Origin of the sequence: Bradyrhizobium sp. 62B, from assembly GCF_030272265.2 — a bacterium.
Classification (GTDB): domain Bacteria; phylum Pseudomonadota; class Alphaproteobacteria; order Rhizobiales; family Xanthobacteraceae; genus Bradyrhizobium.
Genome location: NZ_CP092842.1, coordinates 515,180 through 532,698 on the forward strand (window position 1 = coordinate 515,180; position 17,519 = coordinate 532,698).

At 57.9% G+C, this 17,519-nt stretch carries 7 protein-coding genes and 2 pseudogenes; 3 read left to right on the forward strand and 6 right to left on the reverse strand.

Features of this window, described 5'->3' with window-relative positions:
* Positions 1-378 precede the first annotated feature (378 nt).
* A complete protein-coding gene (locus tag ML401_RS37405; protein ID WP_376717413.1) occupies positions 379-1,209 on the reverse strand; it encodes an SDR family NAD(P)-dependent oxidoreductase in 831 nt (276 codons plus the stop codon).
* A gap of 1,637 nt (positions 1,210-2,846) precedes the next feature.
* Here ML401_RS37405 and aepX point away from each other — a divergent pair.
* Positions 2,847-3,767: a phosphoenolpyruvate mutase gene (gene aepX / locus ML401_RS37410; RefSeq protein ID WP_376717414.1), complete on the forward strand. Its 921-nt coding sequence runs from the start codon at positions 2,847-2,849 to the stop codon at positions 3,765-3,767.
* Between the two features lie 622 nt (positions 3,768-4,389).
* Entirely contained in the window at positions 4,390-5,340 is a 951-nt protein-coding gene (locus ML401_RS37415) for a pectinesterase family protein (RefSeq protein WP_285813389.1), read from the forward strand.
* A 212-nt stretch (positions 5,341-5,552) separates the two neighbouring features.
* Here ML401_RS37415 and ML401_RS37420 read toward each other — a convergent pair whose 3' ends face one another.
* A complete protein-coding gene (locus ML401_RS37420) occupies positions 5,553-6,662 on the reverse strand; it encodes a glycoside hydrolase family 28 protein (RefSeq protein WP_285813390.1) in 1,110 nt (369 codons plus the stop codon).
* Between the two features lie 1,107 nt (positions 6,663-7,769).
* Positions 7,770-8,902 (reverse strand): IS3 family transposase gene (locus ML401_RS37425; RefSeq protein WP_376717463.1). Its coding sequence is split into 2 segments (ribosomal slippage): positions 7,770-8,647 and positions 8,647-8,902, totalling 1,134 coding nucleotides; the frame shifts between segments, so codons are not numbered across the junction.
* A 734-nt stretch (positions 8,903-9,636) separates the two neighbouring features.
* Between ML401_RS37425 and ML401_RS37430 the strand changes: the two genes are divergently transcribed.
* A complete protein-coding gene (locus tag ML401_RS37430; RefSeq protein WP_285812887.1) occupies positions 9,637-10,245 on the forward strand; it encodes a hypothetical protein in 609 nt (202 codons plus the stop codon).
* 2,126 nt (positions 10,246-12,371) lie between these two features.
* On the opposite strand, the gene nifA is transcribed toward ML401_RS37430, so the two are convergent.
* The 3 genes and pseudogenes from nifA to gmd all read right to left on the reverse strand — a co-directional run.
* Positions 12,372-14,108 (reverse strand): nif-specific transcriptional activator NifA, encoded by a 1,737-nt coding sequence (gene nifA, locus ML401_RS37435; protein ID WP_285812888.1) that lies wholly within the window; start codon positions 14,106-14,108, stop codon positions 12,372-12,374.
* Between the two features lie 1,395 nt (positions 14,109-15,503).
* A pseudogene (locus ML401_RS37440) lies at positions 15,504-16,453 on the reverse strand (GDP-L-fucose synthase family protein).
* Positions 16,434-17,374 (reverse strand): annotated as a pseudogene (gene gmd, locus ML401_RS37445) (GDP-mannose 4,6-dehydratase); the annotation flags it as partial. The pseudogenes gmd and ML401_RS37440, both read right to left, overlap by 20 nt.
* Positions 17,375-17,519 lie beyond the last annotated feature (145 nt).

Below are 17,519 nucleotides of genomic sequence, written 5' to 3' on the forward strand. Positions count from 1 at the left end.
CGTAGCATTATTCGAAATGTGACATGCCCAGTCGAAGCATATTAGCGGGACTTGTTTGATAGAGGCCACGCTTAATAAATTTCACCTTCTGGCTGCCGCCCCTTGGGCATCGGGCTTGCGTCGATGTGGCTGCTCATAAAAAATGTTCTTGGGGCCGGAATGGAACGTGGGTCAAAACGTAGTATCTTTCAGGCGAAAGAGGCATGCCATCGCGGTCGCGCCGCAGCGTGCGAGCAACGGCGCGAGCCTGGCTACGGCGCGGCCGTTGGATCGAAACTGCGGAATCAGGCATTGCTGGTCGGGAGTAACGCGAGCGCTCAACGCTCCATGCGCCGCCAATTTATCGATCACGCGTGAGTAACTCTTCTTGGTGTCTGATCACACATGCTGCCCTCCATTTGCAGGCACTTCGGCACCTGTGACATAGCTGGCAGCCTCCGAGCAAAGGAAGAAGATCACCTTCGCGACCTCGTCCGGCGTTCCGACCCGGTGCATCGGGATAGTTGGGATCAAATTGGTTTCTGTCTCCGGCGACAGAATGTCTGTCTTGATCTCGCCTGGTGCAATAGCATTGACGCGAACCCCGTAAGGCGCATAGTCGTGCGCCATCTCGCGGGTCAAGCACGAAAGTGCCGCCTTTGATGTCGCATAGGCGGTACCGGCATACGGATGCACTCTCGATCCGGCGATCGAGGTGACGTTCACGATTGCACCAGAAGCGAGCGTTAGCTGATGGAAGAGCCCCTGCGAGAACATGATGGGTGCGAGCAAATTGACATGGAACACGCTCTTCCAGGTGTCGACCGGAGTGTTCAGCGAATTTAATCGGCTGCCGTCAGCGGCCTTCGGGGAAATGCCCGCATTGTTGATAAGCGCATGCAGAGGGCCGCCTTTGAGCCGCTCCTTGATCTCCGCGATCGCGTGCTGCAGCGCTCGAGAGTCGCTCAGTTCGGCTTGAACATGGTTGTCCAATCCTGCTTCCCAAGGACAACTGCTACCGTCGAATGGCTGCCGAGAACACGTGATGATCCGCCATCCAGCTGCCGAAAACAATTTGCCGGTCGCGTGGCCTATACCGCGGGAAGCACCAGTCAATACGAGCGTCTTCCCCTCGGCATTTTGGGTGCGCCGCTTATTGCCAGATCGGCACGCGGCGGGCGCTGGCGAGCCATCTGTTACATTTTGGCGGTCCAGCAGATTGAGGGTCACGCGAAGCTCCTGATAGCGCCTTGGCGGGCGCACTCTAATGATACTAGCAGCTGGCCTTGCAGGACTCGGGCCACGCGTTTCCTGGCCGGTAGTCGCGATGTGCGCGGCTCGATGTCGCTTACGCGACATGTAGAATGTAGGACGAGGCGGGCCGCAGTTTTGATTCGAAGCGTGGCGTGCCGCGTCATCGACCAACAAGCGAGGCTCGTCGGCAGATCCCGCTTGAACAGGACGGCGTCTAGACGGCACGGCACGGCCGCTACATGAAACTGAAAACCGGCGCTCATTGGGTATGATCCAGTCAGCTTACTGGTAAGCGCCGATTCGGTTCACGCTGGCGTACCCGGCGCCGCACCGGTCGCTACACTACGCCCGAGGACACGAGCGAGAGAGTTTCTCCGCAGCGTCCCGACGCACCGTCATCGATGCCATTGGGTGTCCGCCTTCGTTCCTGGTAGTGTTTGTATGTCCTGGCATCACGGCCGTCTCCTGCTGCACAAAGATGTTGTTGCCGCTGACTGCGGACAAGCCGGCCGACCGCTATGGCCTTGTGCTTGTGGTGGCCGCAGGAAATGGTTCGAGTTCTTTTGGTTCTGACATTCTTCTGTAAGGTAGCTGTTCGGCGTAGGCCACAGGGAACGGCTCGGCGCCGATCGCCAAACCTTCGCGCGCTCGGCTGCCAGCGCCGCTTTGGGGGTGGGAACGGGATCCCGAGCAGCGTCGCGATCTACATTTGTGCGAGGCAGTGAATAAGAAATTGGACGCGGTGGGATTCGCCAAAATGCAAGAAGCGACAGAGTCCGCGCTCAGCCCGCGCTCTGCGGCTGCTAACTCAGTGTGGGACTCCGCCAGCCGATGCCTGCGAGCATGTAAGCCATTTGCGCCGTCCTGATCGATGGGGCGTTATCCGACACCATGTGAACAGAACCTATGAGCCATCCCATGCCGCATGATGCCGCAGACCCTCTCGCCGGCCTGCAAGATTTACTCGGCCGGGCAGACCTACTCGAAGTAACTCTGTCCCGCCGACGTTCGGCGCCCAACACATTGACCTGGATCCGCCACCTGACCTTAAAGCGAAACTTAAGGTCAAATCCTCACGCAACCTCTCAAAATTATGCAAGGCGGTCGCCAGAGGGATACTCCGGGAGCGCAAACGTGTCGCCAACTAATAGTAGCATCCATCCCTAGGTCTGGGGGGTCGTTTTCGGGGAAAGTATCGTAGGCTGTTGTCCGAAAACGCGCACGGTCCTCGCGCACCATGGCAAGAGCAGCAAAGAGCCTACCAGGCTGAGGGGCAATTCTCGAACTTAGCGGGTAGGCACTCCGCTTGCAGCGCAGATGCGCGGATAGGTGTAAGGCCGTCTACGGGACCGGATCAGGAGCGTCGAGTGTAAGTTCGGGAAGAGCCCTGGAGAAGGGGCGGCCCCGGGATTAGGGGAGATCAGTGGCGCCACCTCGAGCCGGCTGCCGACATCGTGTGCGTGGACGAGAACCTATCATGGGCACCCATACAAATTCGCTCCGACCGAAATAGCGACTGGTAGGACAGCTTGAGTGGAATTCCCTCGGAAGCTGCGCGTTGACAAGTGGCGAACGTCTGTGAGAACGCCTCATCGGGAATGCGGGAGAAAATCATGTCAGGAGTGACGGGCAGCAGTAGAAGGCCAGAACAACAAAATTGCAATCGTGCAGAGATGCTGCGCCGCCTCGTGTGTAGCGATTGCACGCTTTCGTTCCTTATTGAAGCGCACGATGGTATCTCCGCTGCCATTGCAACGCGAGCAGGATTTGAGGGGATCTGGGCTTCGGGCTTGTCTATTGCTTCCGCGCTTGGATACCGCGATGCGAACGAGGCATCTTGGACCCAAGTTGTTGATGTCGTCGAGCGCATCGTGGATACGGGCGATCGGCCCGTGCTGGTAGATGGTGACAGTGGATTCGGCAATTTCAACAACGCCCGTCTCTTGGCGCGGAAGCTTCACCAACGGGGAGCCGCTGGGGTAGCCCTGCAGGATAGTCGCTTCCCCAAGATGAACTCTCTTGTTGGTGACAGGCATCTTTTGGCAGACGTTTCCGAGTTTTCGGGGCGCCTGAGAGCAGTAAAGGATGCAGTGGCTGAAGAGTTAGTGTTAGTTGCCCGGGTGGAGGCATTGATAGCGAACCAGCCAATGGAGGAAGCGCTATTGCGCGCGAACGCGTATGCTGATGCCGGCGCCGATGCGATCCTTATTCACTCGCGTAAGAATACAGCTGACGAAATTCTTTCATTTGCGAAGAAATGGGATAATCGTCTGTCGCTTGTAATCGTCCCAACCAGATACCATAGTACGCCAAACTCCAAGTTCCGGGATGCGCGCATAGCAGCTGTGATCTGGGCTAATCAGCCGCTTCGAGCATCGATAGCCGCCATGCGGAGCGTCTGTGAAAGGATCGTGGCCGACGAGGGGGTAGTTGGCGTTGAGCCGCAAATTGCGCCACTAGAGGAAATATTCGAGCTCTTGGAATACTCGGAGCTTGCAAATGCCGAGGCGAGGTATCTTCCGGGCCCGACTTGAGCCGAGCCGTCGCGTCTCGACGGCGAATCGAGATCGCTGCCTCAGGGATAAGCAAGCCGGAAGGTTGCAAGTGGGAGGGCGAGAAGATACTCGGCTGTCATCGCAAAGTGGCCTTCTCATGCTGTTTTGCCAGTAAGGTCGTCTCGAGTATTATGCCGGAAGTCACGTCCCATTGGAGGCGAGGCTATGACGCCAGCTCTCTCAGAGAGACTGCGATGAAGAATGTCGCATAGGCGACACCGCGTCGAAGAACAATCGCGACTATCCGGTCGGCTTCAGCCCCTATCTCCACCCGCACGCAAACGGAACCTACGTATTTGGACGGGACAAGCAATGTCTTCGGATCGCGACGTGTCTGAACATCAGCCGCGAATTACGTGCCATTTTGCAAGCTTGCATCCAGCTGTCTGTGGCTGTTAGCCGATAATGCCTCGACGCCCCTGTCACTGAATCTAAAGTTCGCCACATACGCGCGGCCATGTTCGACGAGTAGCTCAGCCGGTTGGGAAGGTGGTCGCGAGCAGTGTCATTGCGCTATTGCAAGCAAGCGGATAATCAAGCCACATCGCAGGCCAAACAGGAGTAGATCGAGTTGAAGATGGTGTTGTGCGTGGTCGCACTAATGGCAACGATTGCGAGTGTTCGCTCAGGCGATGCCGAGCAACTGAAGGTATCGTTATCTGAAAAGGGCGCGTATAGGTCAATACAAGACGCGGTAGACGCGCTACCTCAGGCTGGTGGAAGTATAGTAGTCGCGCCGGGTACCTATCGCGGAAAGGTTAGAGTGACGAAGCCCAATGTCAATATCAGGGGCACCGGTGGTGGGCCGGATGAAGCGGTGATTGTCTACGGTGATAGCGCCGCCACTGCGGGTGGGACTGTCCGTTCCGCGACCTTAGGTGCGTCGGGCGATAACTTCCGGCTCGAAAATCTGACTGTTTGGAACGACTATTCTGCCAATTTGGGTAATCCAGCATCTCAGGCAGTGGCACTTTCTGTCACCGGCGACAAGGATGTTATTGCAAACGTCAGAATACTTGGTGCGCAAGACACATTGTTTGTCAACAAGGGGCCGAACGGGAAAGCCAGTCGTCAGTTCTTCGTAGACTGCTACGTCGAAGGCCATATCGATTTTATATTTGGTAACGCCAAGGCCTACTTTAAGCAATGTGAGCTACACGGTGTTGCAAACCACGCAGTCGTCTATACCGCACAAAGCAGAGCCGTCCCGGATGAAGACAGCGCCTTTGTGTTTGATCATTGCACGCTGACAGCCGACAAGGGCGCGCGCGACATTGCTCTCGGGCGTCCATGGCGTCCCTATGCTGCGGTGATCTTCTTATCGTCGCAGATTAATGCGCCGGTCATGGCTGAGGGGTGGGTGGAATGGGACCCGGGCAAGAGCCGCCGCTTAATGAACGCCTACTATGCTGAATACAGATCCTCAGGTATTGGTGCCGATCCTAGAGCAAGAGAAAGATATGCGCGCCAGCTAAGCGATCGGGAGGCAATGCAATGGTCGCTCCAGACATTCTTCTCGCACGACACGGGCTGGATCCCGCAAGCGCGATAGAACGCAGCGGGAGGGCCCGCAATAGCAGCGCGTCGGGCCGATTAGCGACGGGCCTGCAGACGGGCTGTCTTGGCGGGCCCGAATTGGGACCATCTGTGTGGGAGCGTGAGTGTCAGGAAGCACTGGTGCGAGTTGCGTACCAAGCACGGCGGGTACGAAGCTGACCGCAATCATGCAATCCGGCTCTTACACCGGCCAATCCTTTGTGATCGTCAGCGATCGATTGGAGCAGCGGCGCGAGGGTCGCGCTCAATGCCATCGTTTTTGCTACTGGTGGCTTCAGGGAACCGGCGGAAAGCAACTACGCACGGGGTCGATGCGCCGTAATGTGGAGTAGCGACGGCACCTGGCGGAGATGGAAATACATTGACCGCGGTCACTGTTGCATTCTCCACTTGCCAAGTTGCGCGGGGAGAAAAGCGCAGATCTTCCACCGCAATATCGAGCGGATGCTGTTGATCAAAGCCTCGCATAACGAGCGTGCCATCAGTCCCATAGACGTGCCTTAGGACGATCTGTTGATAAAGTGGCAAGTTATTGCCAGCGAAGGGACCGTAGCGCGTGTCGAAGTGTATGGGCCATTTGTTATTTCTCATACATATATTCTCGTAGTTCACCCGCTCAACTAAACCGCCTCGACTGGGATCGCTTTTAATGCGCAGACCAAATGTCGTGCCGTCCAGGGTCAGGTTGCGAACCAGCACGTCACTGACACCGGAATTCAGTTCGCTACCAATCGACATGCCGTGCCCCCAGCCGAATTGGTTGTCTAAAATGGAAATGTGGCGTGCAGGGCCGCTTGTGCCAGCCTTGATCGCGATATTGTCGTCGCCGGTGCGGATAAAGGAGTGGATTATCGTCACATCCTCGCTTGCGGCTGGGTCTATTCCGTCGGTGTTGCGGGCATCAGCGGGTGTATCAATGATGACCGCCCAGATGGTAGCACGTTCCACGTGGCTCATCGCAATGTGAAAGTTTGCTGCGTTGCGCAAGGTGATGCGATGAACAGAGACGTCCTCAGCATGGTCCAGTTGGATCAATCGAGGCGCGTTTTGTTTTGCGCCCTCACTTTGTGCACGACGGGCCAGTTGCCACCAAGTCTCAGCCGTGCCCGCCATCAAGGCCCCGCCTCGGCCGTCGATTGTACCGTATCCATAGAGACCGCCGCCTTTAGTCTTCGTGAAACTAATGAGGGGGCGACAGCCATCACCGCTCCGATCGATGTGGCCACAGCTCCCCGAGCTCTTTTGGTATGCTTTTGGGTCGGCTACAGCCGTCAGTATCGCGCCCCGAGCGAGCCACAGTGTTGTGCCGGACTTCATTTCGATCGGACCCGAAAGAAACGTCCCTGGGCCTAGATATACGGCGGCGCTAGGGACGCAATGGTCTATAGCGGCTTGCAATCTGGTGGTGTCATTTCCACCTGACGGGTCTAAGCGCGCGCATACCCCTTTAGGCGCGGCCGGTTCGCGAACATTGCGGCGATCCTTTGCCTGAGACGCGGCGGAAAGCAGCCCGACCGCAAGTATGAAAACTGCGGCGAGGTAGCGGAAACGGGCGGCCATTGCCACTCCTTTGGTTTCATAGGCAGGCAAGTGCGGGCGGTCGCTGCGGCTGTGCAAGTCTCGTAACCTGTAGATGCGGGTGCAATTGTCGCGTGGTGAAACGGATCGGGGGTGAGGGTCATGGGAGCGGGACCATCCGGCAGAAGTGCGCTGGTGGAAAGCGACGACCGCAGACGTCTCGCTAGTCCCGGAGTCGAACGAAATCGCTGGCGGGTCATTAGCGATCCGAATGTACTGCTACGTCCGCTTACTATGACCGTATTTGCCTTTGTCGTCCGGTCTGCCCGTCGCAGTCACCCGGAGGGTACGACCTATTTACGCAGTTGGCTTGCATCGAAGTCCCTCAAGTGACCGATCAGAAAACAGCCGGGTCGCGCCCGGCGCAGCTTGTCGAATGCCCGCTCTCGCGTATGCGCGGTTGTCCGAGCTTAGTAAAATTGAGTGTTTGGATGGGGCCCATCTAAATGATGGATCGTAGCCACTTTGGCTTTTGAGGGCGATGATCGGAGGGGCGATCCGATGGTGGAATGGAGCCGGGCGCGAATGTAGCAATCACGAACGAACGCGGAGATATACATGCGGTGCATCGGCGCGAGTCTCCTCCTGACGATTGTGAACGAGCTCGGCAGGGTGGTGGACAAGCGCTCCATCAAAGCATTGTCGAAGCAGTCACCCTTGTGGCACGTCGATCAGCTACAGCCCGCAGCCGCAGGGCTCCGCACGCGATATGTGGGGCGTACTGCCCGCTCCGACCACAATCATGGATCAGTCCGTCAGAGGCTGCTGGCGGATGGTCGTTTCACAGAGCTGGTCCCGGTTGTCTGAACAGAATCTCCGCGTCGATAAGTGGAGCCTCTGCCGGGGTTAGGCCGCCATGCAGATTGGCCGCGGGTTGAAGTAGGCTTGATCCGGTGTGCCGCCGTCAAGGCTCGAGTGAGGACGTCGGCCATTGTAAAAGTCGAGGTATCGGCCGATCGAGGCGCGGGCGTCGGACACGCTGTCGTAGGCCCGCAAGTAGACCTCCTCGTATTTGACGCTGCGCCATAGCCGCTCGACGAACACGTTGTCCCGCCAAGCTCCTTTACCGTCCATGCTGATGGCGATGCCGTTGCTGGCCAGCGCGCCGGTGAAGGCCCAGCCGGTGAACTGCGAGCCCTGATCCGTGTTGAAGATTTCAGGCCTGCCGTGACGCGCCAAAGCGTCCTCCAGTGTCTCGACGCAGAACGCCGCCTCCATCGTGATCGACAGCCGCCACGACAGGACCCGGCGGGTCGCCCAGTCGAGGACGACAGCGAGATACACGAAGCCGCGCGCCATCGGGATGTAGGTGATGTCCATTGCCCAGACCTGGTTCGGGCGCGTGATCTCCACGCCGCGTAGCAGATACGGATAGATCTTGTGGCCGGGCTCAGGTTTGGTGGTGCGCGGACGGCGGTACAGCGCCTCTATCCCCATCCGCCGCATCAGCGTCTTGACATGCCGGCGGCCGATCTTGCTCCCCTCGGCAGCCAGCAGGCCTCGCAACATTCGCGAACCGGCGAAGGGAAACTCCAGATGCAACCGGTCGAGCCGCCGCATCAGCGCGAGGTCGTCGGGCGATACCGAACGCGGCAGGTAATAGACGCTGCCGCGGCTGACCTTCAAAACTTCCGCCTGCCTGGTGATCGACAGATCGTGCTCACGGTCGATCATCGCTTTGCGCTCAGCAATCCCGCCTTGGTGAGCGCTCCTTCTAAAAAATCGTTCTCCAGCGTCAGTTCTCCGATCTTGGCGTGCAGCGACTTCACGTCGATCGCAGGCACGGCGGGCGTGGCGCCGCCAGGTCCAAAAACTCCTGAAGCTCCACCCTCCAGCTGGGCTTTCCATGCCGTAATCTGATTGGGGTGAACGTCAAAGTGCTCGGCCAGTTGAGCTATCGTTCGGTCGCCCTTGACAGCGGCCAGCGCCACCTTCGCCTTGAAAGCCGGTGTGTGGTTCCGGCGTGCGCGTCTCGTCATCGTCTCTCCTGATTCGCGGGCCAATCTTGCCCGCCGTCAGGCAGAAACTCCACTTATCGCCCTGTTCAGATTTCCGGAGCCGGCTCTCACAGCACAGGGGAGTTTGCCCGCATGTGATCGCGCATGGGCCGATCGACCATCTTGCGGCTGAACCGGTCGGTGGTGGCGGCGCGATACAGCCGGCACTCGACAGGCGGGATATAGGTGATGTCAGCCAGCCAGAGCCGGTGTGGAGCTGTGGTGGTGAAGTCGAGCGCGATCAGGTTCGGAGCGATCGAGAGATCGTGACGAGTTACGTTGGCGCGGACACGAGGTTACAGCCCTAATCGCTCGAATGCGATTGCGGCTGATCAGAGGTACGGCCGGCGCTCCCTGCGTCCGTAGAGCGCCTTGGACCAAACACTGCATAGCGCTGGCCATGCTCGCAATACTGCACCACCATTTGTTCTGCCATATTTGCAAAAAGCGCGTCTTGGGGGGAAAGGCAGACGCGAGCGAGTGGGAGGAGGCGTTCGCTGCATCGGCCCCGATGTCAGTGCGGCCGACCAATTCAGAATATGAATGCGCTCTATCAGAACAATCGATTTCACTGATGTCGATCAAGCCTGGTACTCAGGTCAAAGGGGCCGCATGGCGTGCGTTATACGCTGACTAGCCGTTTCACTCACGGCGTCGCTTCGGGTATCGCCGGCCGCGCGTCCTGGTACAGAACCTTATAACGGGTGGTCGTGACGATGATGATGAACAGTACCAGAAACTCGACTTCGGCGGACCAAATCAGCATGGGAGATCAGGCCCTAACGTTGTGGTTGCCGAAACTGAGGCACTATCTGTCGTGGTGGCGACTGTTTACAAGCCCCTTACCTTCCCGGCGGCCCCACCTCGAATCGCTTGCTGACCCGCCTGCTCCGGCTGACCCGAGCGATTCTCAGGAACGTCTCAGGCAAAATATCGAAGCGCAAGTTGCGGAGATTGGCAGGTTAGTGGGCGGAGGTGAAGCGCCAGGCGAAGCAACCCGCCATCTCACTGAGTTGACAAATCAACTCATACTCGCGCAGCTCGGCATTGTTTCAAAAGTCAAATGCGTCACTACTGAGGCGACGGATCGCCTCGCTAACCGTGCTCCGGTAGAAATGAGCGGCGTCTATGAGCCGGAAAGGCTCTTGAGATTGGGCCATCTTTTTGACAAAGCGGTATCGGCGTTAACTCCGAGTTTGCGGACGCAATGCAATAGAACAGATATAGCTAAACTTATCCTCGGCCGGACATCTGAAACCAAAGTCGAGTTTAATCTTTTCATCAAGTTCGTCGCTGCGATTGCTACTGCCGCCGAAGAGATGTGACTGTACCTACCGTCGTATCCGAAGTAGCGCAGCCGCGATTGCTCGCGTTGTGAGGAGGATGCCGATGTGCTCAGCCTTGACGTTTGCTGTTAGTCGACTGGGCAGGGCGGGTTGCAATCGCATAGTGTCGTAGCGGGCAGACAACCTTGCTGCGCGCCGGTGCTACGCATGCTGGATCACCGCCTCCTCCCTGGCTCTCTGGAGAATGGCTTCAGAGCGGACGGCCGTACGCCCGCTCATGGTCTATGGATCGGAAACCTCGCGGTATTGCGATCAGGGGAGAAGCGAGCGGAAAGCGTAAAAAACAAATATCCATGTCGCAAGGCAGAACAGTGCGGAGAAGCGCCATACTCTCGCTCTGAATCGGCGGCGCCAATTCACAAGTTGCGGCGCGCAACCGCTGAAGCGACGGCCGCGGACAACTTCGATCATCTCTCGATAGCTGCCAAAAGCAAAATACGACCGATTGTTCCGAATGTACGTTATCCGCTCTTGAGGTGAAAGGCACAATTGCCAGACGTGCTGCGCCTCCTCGCGCACACTGTCAGAACTTGGCTCGTGCCTACCTGAGTTGTAAGCACGCCGATCAATGGAGAGTGGCGATGGAAGTTGACGCGATCGCGTGCTCCCGATGAACGTGAATGTCTGCTGAAACATCGAAGTGTACCTTTTCGCAATTCGGCGAATGATGCGTACAACGTGACGTAACGAGAGAATCAACAAGATCATGCGCAGATCCAACGGATCAGCTGTGCGCTCTGTGCAAGACCCACGCCGATGTAAGTGTAGGCCCGAGCGAAGGAAAGGGCATTGCGAAAAGTGGGCGCTATAGTCAGAACAACTTGGCCGGTGCTGGCTGTTGATTGCGAGATACAGCCCCCGAGGCAATGATGGTGACCGTTGAGCACTCTCTGAGGTACCGGCTCGTTGAACCGGGGCGGCGAGTGTGGGGCGCAGGCGCAGGGCTGCTTACAAACGTGCTCAGTTGGTTAAGAGAGGGGTTGAATCGGACGCAGCGAGAGATTGTACGATGTGAAGAAAATGAGCAGTTAGAGACGAGACGCGCGAGGCCGCAATGGTTTTATCTTTGGGCGATGTACCAGGCATCGTGAGCCGCCCGGGCCACTCCACAAACAGGGGCGCTGCTCGTGGTTCGGTTTGGCCGTGCGGTCGATAAACCGGAATCAATGAATTGTTGGTCATCGTCCGTGCAGATGATCAGTCAGGTTGCGATGGCCCACTAGGGAGCCGTTCGAGCCATACCCTCTCGGTAGCACTCTAAGTCGTCGACTTGCGACCTGCAAACGTTACAGCACACCGTGTCCACCTAAGCGAACTACCTTGAGAGGATATCATGCGTCGAAGGCAGCTCAACTCATCTCGCTGGAGCAACAGATTCAAGTACTATATGCTAACGTTTAGTATCGTTGCCGCGCTAAACTCGTTGTCATTCATGTATGCCAAAGCCGGCGGGCCTCTACCCACGGAACAGGAAAAGAAGGCGTGTATCGCCGACGTCTTTCGGCTCTGTAGCTGGGCCATACCTGATGCGAACGCAATCACTTCGTGTCTGAAGTCAAACGTGGCCGGTGTGAGTGCGGAATGTCGCTTGGTTCTGTCAACCCGCGAGCGGCCGAGTGGTGTATCAAAGTGAGTCGGCGATCAGATACATTGTCGTACGGTGTTGGCGCTGGCTGACATTTAGCAGCGCGGTCGGTTACTTCCGGCGTTCGACGCACGGTGAGCAGCGTGTCCAGGAGATGTACGTGGCGTCGGATTGCAAGCGAGTATCCAGCCTAAGTGGCCTGATGTATCGTCGAAGTAAAGGCGCCTGGAGAAGCCAATTCATTGAACCAGTGTGGTCAGGTGCGTAGATGAGCAGAGTCGTTAAGTGGTTAGTCAAGGTGGGCCGCCACACGAAAGCATCAGATGAGCAACGGTGTGAGCTGTCGCTGGCGCACCGTGGTGTAGATGATCGGTTGAACTGCGCCTCTGCCTTGAAAGCGGTCTATCTTACGAGTAGGATCCGGCGGAGTCTGCGTGTGATTTGCTCGTGCCTTAGTGGCCCGGTAAGCTGAAGCTTGAACCTATGCTTTCAAACCACCCGCGGTTGGAGTCAAGGGTGATTATAACTGCTTTAGCTCGACTCCGTGTTTTTTGAGTGCGTAGCCAATTTGGCGCGGCGTCAGTTTGAGTAGCCGTGCTGCTTTCGCCTGTACCCATCCCGCCCTTTCCATGGCCGCGATAAGGTGCTCGCGATCAACTATTCGCTCACCTCTCGTAACTTGCAGGTGTGAGAGCGTGGTTCCGTGAGTGGGTTCGTTCACGCCGGCTCGTGTGGATGAAGCATCGCATGCCCCCGTATGCGGCAGCGGTTGTGACGGCATCGATGGCGGCTGCTTACTCTTCCAAAGTCGAGCGGAGAAGCAACCATCGGATTTGCAGGCGAAATCGCGACTGTTAATTGCTGGACCGGTCGCCATGGTGGCAGTCCGCTGAACGCAATTCTGAAGCTCCCTAATATTGCCGGGAAATTCGCAGCTTTTCAATACCTCGAACGCGCTTGGTTCGAAAGTCAACGAGCGCTCGTTCTCGGAGTTGAACGTACGAAGAAATTCAGTAGCGAGTAACGGAATATCGTCGCGGCGCTCACACAATGGTGGGACAAGCAAAGGGATGACGCTCAGACGGTAGTAGAGATCCGCGCGAAATTGTGTCTGCGAAACGGCGACCTCTAGATCCTTGTTGGTCGCTGCTATGAGTCGAACATTAACTCTTATCGTGTGTGTACCGCCGACTCTCTCAAATTCCTGCTGTTGTAGCACTCGCAGCAGCTTCGCTTGAAATGAAGGTGAGATTTCACCAATCTCGTCGAGAAACAGCGTGCCTTTGTCAGCCAGCTCGAAGCGCCCTTTGCGCGAATTGATGGCTCCGGTAAAGGCGCCCTTCTCGTGTCCAAACAGCTCAGATTCCAAAATAGTCTCCGATAATGCCGCACAGTTTAGTTTGACGAATGGGCGGTTGGCTCGGGGCGATAGGTCGTGGATCGCTTGCGCAGCAACCTCTTTTCCGCTACCGGACTCGCCTCGCAAGAGTATCGTTGCATTTGAGTTAGCGACGACATTGATCTTGCGGAGGAACTTGCGCAGCGCCGGGCTGCGACCAACTACGCCAGGTAGCGTTAGGTTGCGGTCCGCTTCGGCTTGATCATCCTGCGGCAACTTTGTCTGGTTGCCATCGGTCGCAAGAGGCGGCTCGCTGTCATCGTGGGCCGTGGAGAGGTATGACCTCAGAAAGTGGCCGAGCATGTTCGCGATAGCGAGGAGAAGGGTCACGTGTGAATTGAGATCTAACGTTGAGGATCCGTCCCGGAACAGCTCGGCCGAGAGCATCCCGACCGTCGTGCTCTCGACAGCGATTGGAACGGCGATGAACGACAATCGACTATGTGCCGTGGCGTCAGATGAACCTGAATCGCTTGTGGTCTGGGAATTGTTCGGTTGCGTATGGGTTATTATAAGGGGTGTGGCCGTATTGAGCACGCGCTCGACGGCTCCTTGCGGCAGGCGGAGTCGAAAACGCTGATCGCTCCCTTCAGTCCAGCCCGCGCCCACGGCAATCGCCGGAGCGTTGTGACCGGCATGCAGACAGACCACACAATGTTGCATCTGAAGCTGAGACTGTATTAACGCGACGACAGCCTCCAGCCGAAGCTCGAGCCGAGAGGGCGCGGCGAGTTGTTCCGCTATGCGCAGCAGGATCTCAGGAACTTTCGGGTGTGCCCATTGAGCGTCGCTGCGAGAGGCCTCCGCTCCCGGTGACTTGAACTGTGATGTTGAACAAGACAAAACGTCGCTAGTCATATTGTCCGGTTTCCGCCGATTCGTTGTTCTCGACCATCTATTGTTACGCCGGCGGTGGCGCCTGCGCTGTCGCGGACCTAACAACGTTTCGTGCGGCGACGACAAGGCCAACAATGATTAAAGAGTCAGTCCTGGACGAGAGGTTTGCTCCGGTGCAGCGTCGCCAGTTTGAATATGTGAGGCTCCATAACGCAAGGAGTGCGCCATATTGGCGCATCTTATGCAGATGATCCTTGAGTGCTTTCAGAGATAGCAGGTCGTCTGTCGTCCATGCCGGTCCCTACGGCGGGCAGCATCTAGGCTCAGGTGAACAGGTTCGCCGAATTCTGCGAGAGCCGCCATTTTCGATTGGAAACAATCGGACTTCTTTCAAAGTCGTCGTCATGCAGCTCGCTCCGCTCGTCCTGGGCTGGTGTACCGATGAAGGTGCCACCGCAAATCGCTTCCAGCGCCCTGCGGCCGGTTGGGAGGGCTGCGAGAGGCGCGGCATGCGAGCTCAGCCGTAGTCGGGCAAAAGTGCGTTCGGACGAGGTCCGGTTACTGTGGTTTACGCGGGAACAACGGCCGTAACAGCTGTAGAGGCAGCTGTAGGAGCCGGCACGTTTCGCTCAAGACACGTAATCAGGCACCAGACTGGGTTGCGAGCTCGTCGTGCTCGTTGACCTCCTCCGGCCGCAGCGCGTCGCTCCGACGCTTAAGGCTGTCCCGGATTTCGCACGACGCTGACGAAGCATTCGCAATGGCCGGCTGACTCGGTCGCCTCGAGCCGTCAACACCGCGCCCGTAAGCGGTGGTTTCACGGTCGGAGGCCTATTCACGAAGCATTGGTGCCGTCGACCTAGAGTGATTAACTGACAGGTGCATGCAAAATGGCAGAGTGAGGCGGTCGGACAAAGGCGCTTTGCCCGGCCGGTGACGCGGTCCTCCGCGTGTTCGCTCAACGGCTTGATGCGACTGATCCGGTGTCTCCACTGGAGGGCGCCCGGTATGTCAGCATGGCCGATCCAAGAAACGTCCGCTGACGACGGCCGTCAGCGCGGTCGAGTCTGGAACCGGCACGTCGCAATGGCGAGAAGGTCAAACGAGGGACTGTAAGCCGATGGTGCGAGTTCGGCCGCAACCACGGAACGCCGATGCCTCATCGCTACTACCGTTGCCAAGAAGCGAATTGCAGACCGGCGTCTCAGGATAGAGCTCGTCCGCGGCTCCACGCTGAGGCGGTGCGTCATGGGTCAGCAGGACGAGCCGAACGACACCGAGAGCCCGAGACCAAGGCATCACGCGAAGAAATGAGCGCCTAGATGATCGTGAGGATCATCGCTATGACCGCGTGGCAGCCTCGTGTGGCATGTCGTTCCTGCCCCCTGCGGTAACTCCTGCTTGTGGTAATCGTATCTAGGTTTGCGCCGGGAGCCGAGTGATCGCCTGATAGGCTTCATAGGCGCGCATCAAGCCGTCACGAAGCGACGTCGTCGCCCGTCAGCCGAGCTTGTCAAGGCGGCTGACATCGAGCAGCTTGCGTGGCGTGCCGCCGGGACGCGAGGTGTCGAAACTGATCTCGCCTCGATAACCGATGACCTCGGCGACGAGGCGGGAGAACTCGGCGATGATGATGTCCTCGCCGCTCCGGATATTGACGAGCTCGGACCCAGAATAGCGCTTCATCAAATGGACGCTGGCATCCGCCATGTCGTCGACATAAAGTAATTCGCGCCGTGGCAAGCCGGTGCCCCAGACCACAACGTTTTCCGCGCCGGCAAGCGTCGCTCGTGAAAGCGCCGGATCAGCGCGGCTACGACGTGGCTGTATTCTGGATGACAACCGTCGCCAGGGCCGTACAGATTAGTCGGCATTACACTGACGAAATCGCTGCCATACTGGCTGCGATAGGCCTCGGCCATCTTGATCCCGGCGATCTTTGCGATGGCGCAGGGCTCATTGGTCGGCTCCAGCGGCCTGTGTGTCCTCGCGAAGCGGCTGAAGGCCAGCTTCGGATAGATGCAGGAGGAACCAAGAAACATCAGCTTCTCGGCGCTATTCAGATGCGCGGCACGGATCACGTTCGCCGCGATGGCAATATTATCGTAGATGAACTCAGCGCGCCGCGAATTGTTGGCGAGAATACCGCCGACTTTGGCCGCGGCGAGGAAAACGACTTGTGGCGTCTTCGTTGCGAACCAGTCCAATACGGCGGCCTGGTTGCAGAGGTCGACCGTGCCGGTCGACAGTCATCAGTTCAACCTCCTCCTGCGCGAGCCGGCGCACCAGCGCGCGCTGCCGACCATGCCGCGATGACCGGCGACGTAGACGCGTGTGACCTTCAGCTCAAAGGAAGCGGTTGCCATTGTCAGCGTCCCGTTTTGCTTCGGTCAGATCACTCGCCATCATTTCCTGAACCAGCTGGACAAAGCTCCGCTTTGGCTTCCACCCGAGCTTGGTGCGCGCCTTGGTGGCATCGCCGACCAGAAGATCAACCTCGGTGGGTCGAAAATAGGTCGGATCGATGCGGACCAGGGTCTTGCCGCTTCTAGCGTCGAGGCCGGTTTCCTCGACGCCCACGCCCCGCCATTCGATGCGGCGGCCGACCTGCGCGAAGGCCAGCTCGACCATCTCCCGCACGGAATGCATCTCTCCGGTGGCAAGCACGAAATCGTCTGGCTTATCGGCCTGCAGGATCAAATGCATGCCCGCCACATAGTCGCGGGCATGGCCCAATCCCGCTTGGCTTCGAGATTGCCAAGATAGAGCGCCTCTTCCAGGCCGACCTCGATGCGCGCGACGGCACGCGTGATCTTGCGGGTCACGAAGGTCTCGCCACGGATCGGGCTCTCATGGTTGAACAGAATACCGTTGGAGGCGAACATGCCATAGGCTTCGCGGCAGTTTACCGTAATCCAGTAGCCATACAGCCGACGCCATAAGGCGAGCGCGGATAGAATGGGGTCGTCTCCTTCTGCGGAATCTCCTGCACCAGGCCATAAAGCTCCGAGGTCGAAGCCTTCTAGAACCGCGTGTGCCTCTCCATTCCAAGAATGCGGACTGCTTCCAGGAGGCGCAGCACCCCGATTGCGTCCGCATTAGCGGTATATTCCGGGCTCTCGAAGGGCAACATGGCTTTGGGCGGCGAGATTGTAGATCTCAGTCGGCCGGATTTGCTGTATCAGGCGGATCAGATTGGTCGAATCCGTCATGTCGCCGTAATGCATCAGGAACGGGACCTTGCCGACATGCGGATCCTGGTAGAGGTGATCGACGCGCGCTGTGTTAGAACGGCATAGGTCGGTGAGACATTACGACACCAGTGTCGCACCCTCGCTTCGCGCGGAGTCCATTGGATGGCTTCGAACCGATGTCCAGATATGGCACCGAGGCGTTGTACCTGGTGACCGCCGAAGTAAGTGCTAGGCTCAT

Bases quoted from the DNA above. Each gene is read 5' to 3' on its own strand.
- aepX (WP_376717414.1), top strand. From the start codon at position 2,847: ATGTCAGGAGTGACGGGCAGCAGTAGAAGGCCAGAACAACAAAATTGC.
- ML401_RS37415 (WP_285813389.1), top strand. From the start codon at position 4,390: ATGGCAACGATTGCGAGTGTTCGCTCAGGCGATGCCGAGCAACTGAAG.
- ML401_RS37420 (WP_285813390.1), bottom strand. From the start codon at position 6,662: ATGAAGTCCGGCACAACACTGTGGCTCGCTCGGGGCGCGATACTGACG.
- ML401_RS37430 (WP_285812887.1), top strand. From the start codon at position 9,637: ATGATGATGAACAGTACCAGAAACTCGACTTCGGCGGACCAAATCAGC.
- nifA (WP_285812888.1), bottom strand. From the start codon at position 14,108: ATGACTAGCGACGTTTTGTCTTGTTCAACATCACAGTTCAAGTCACCG.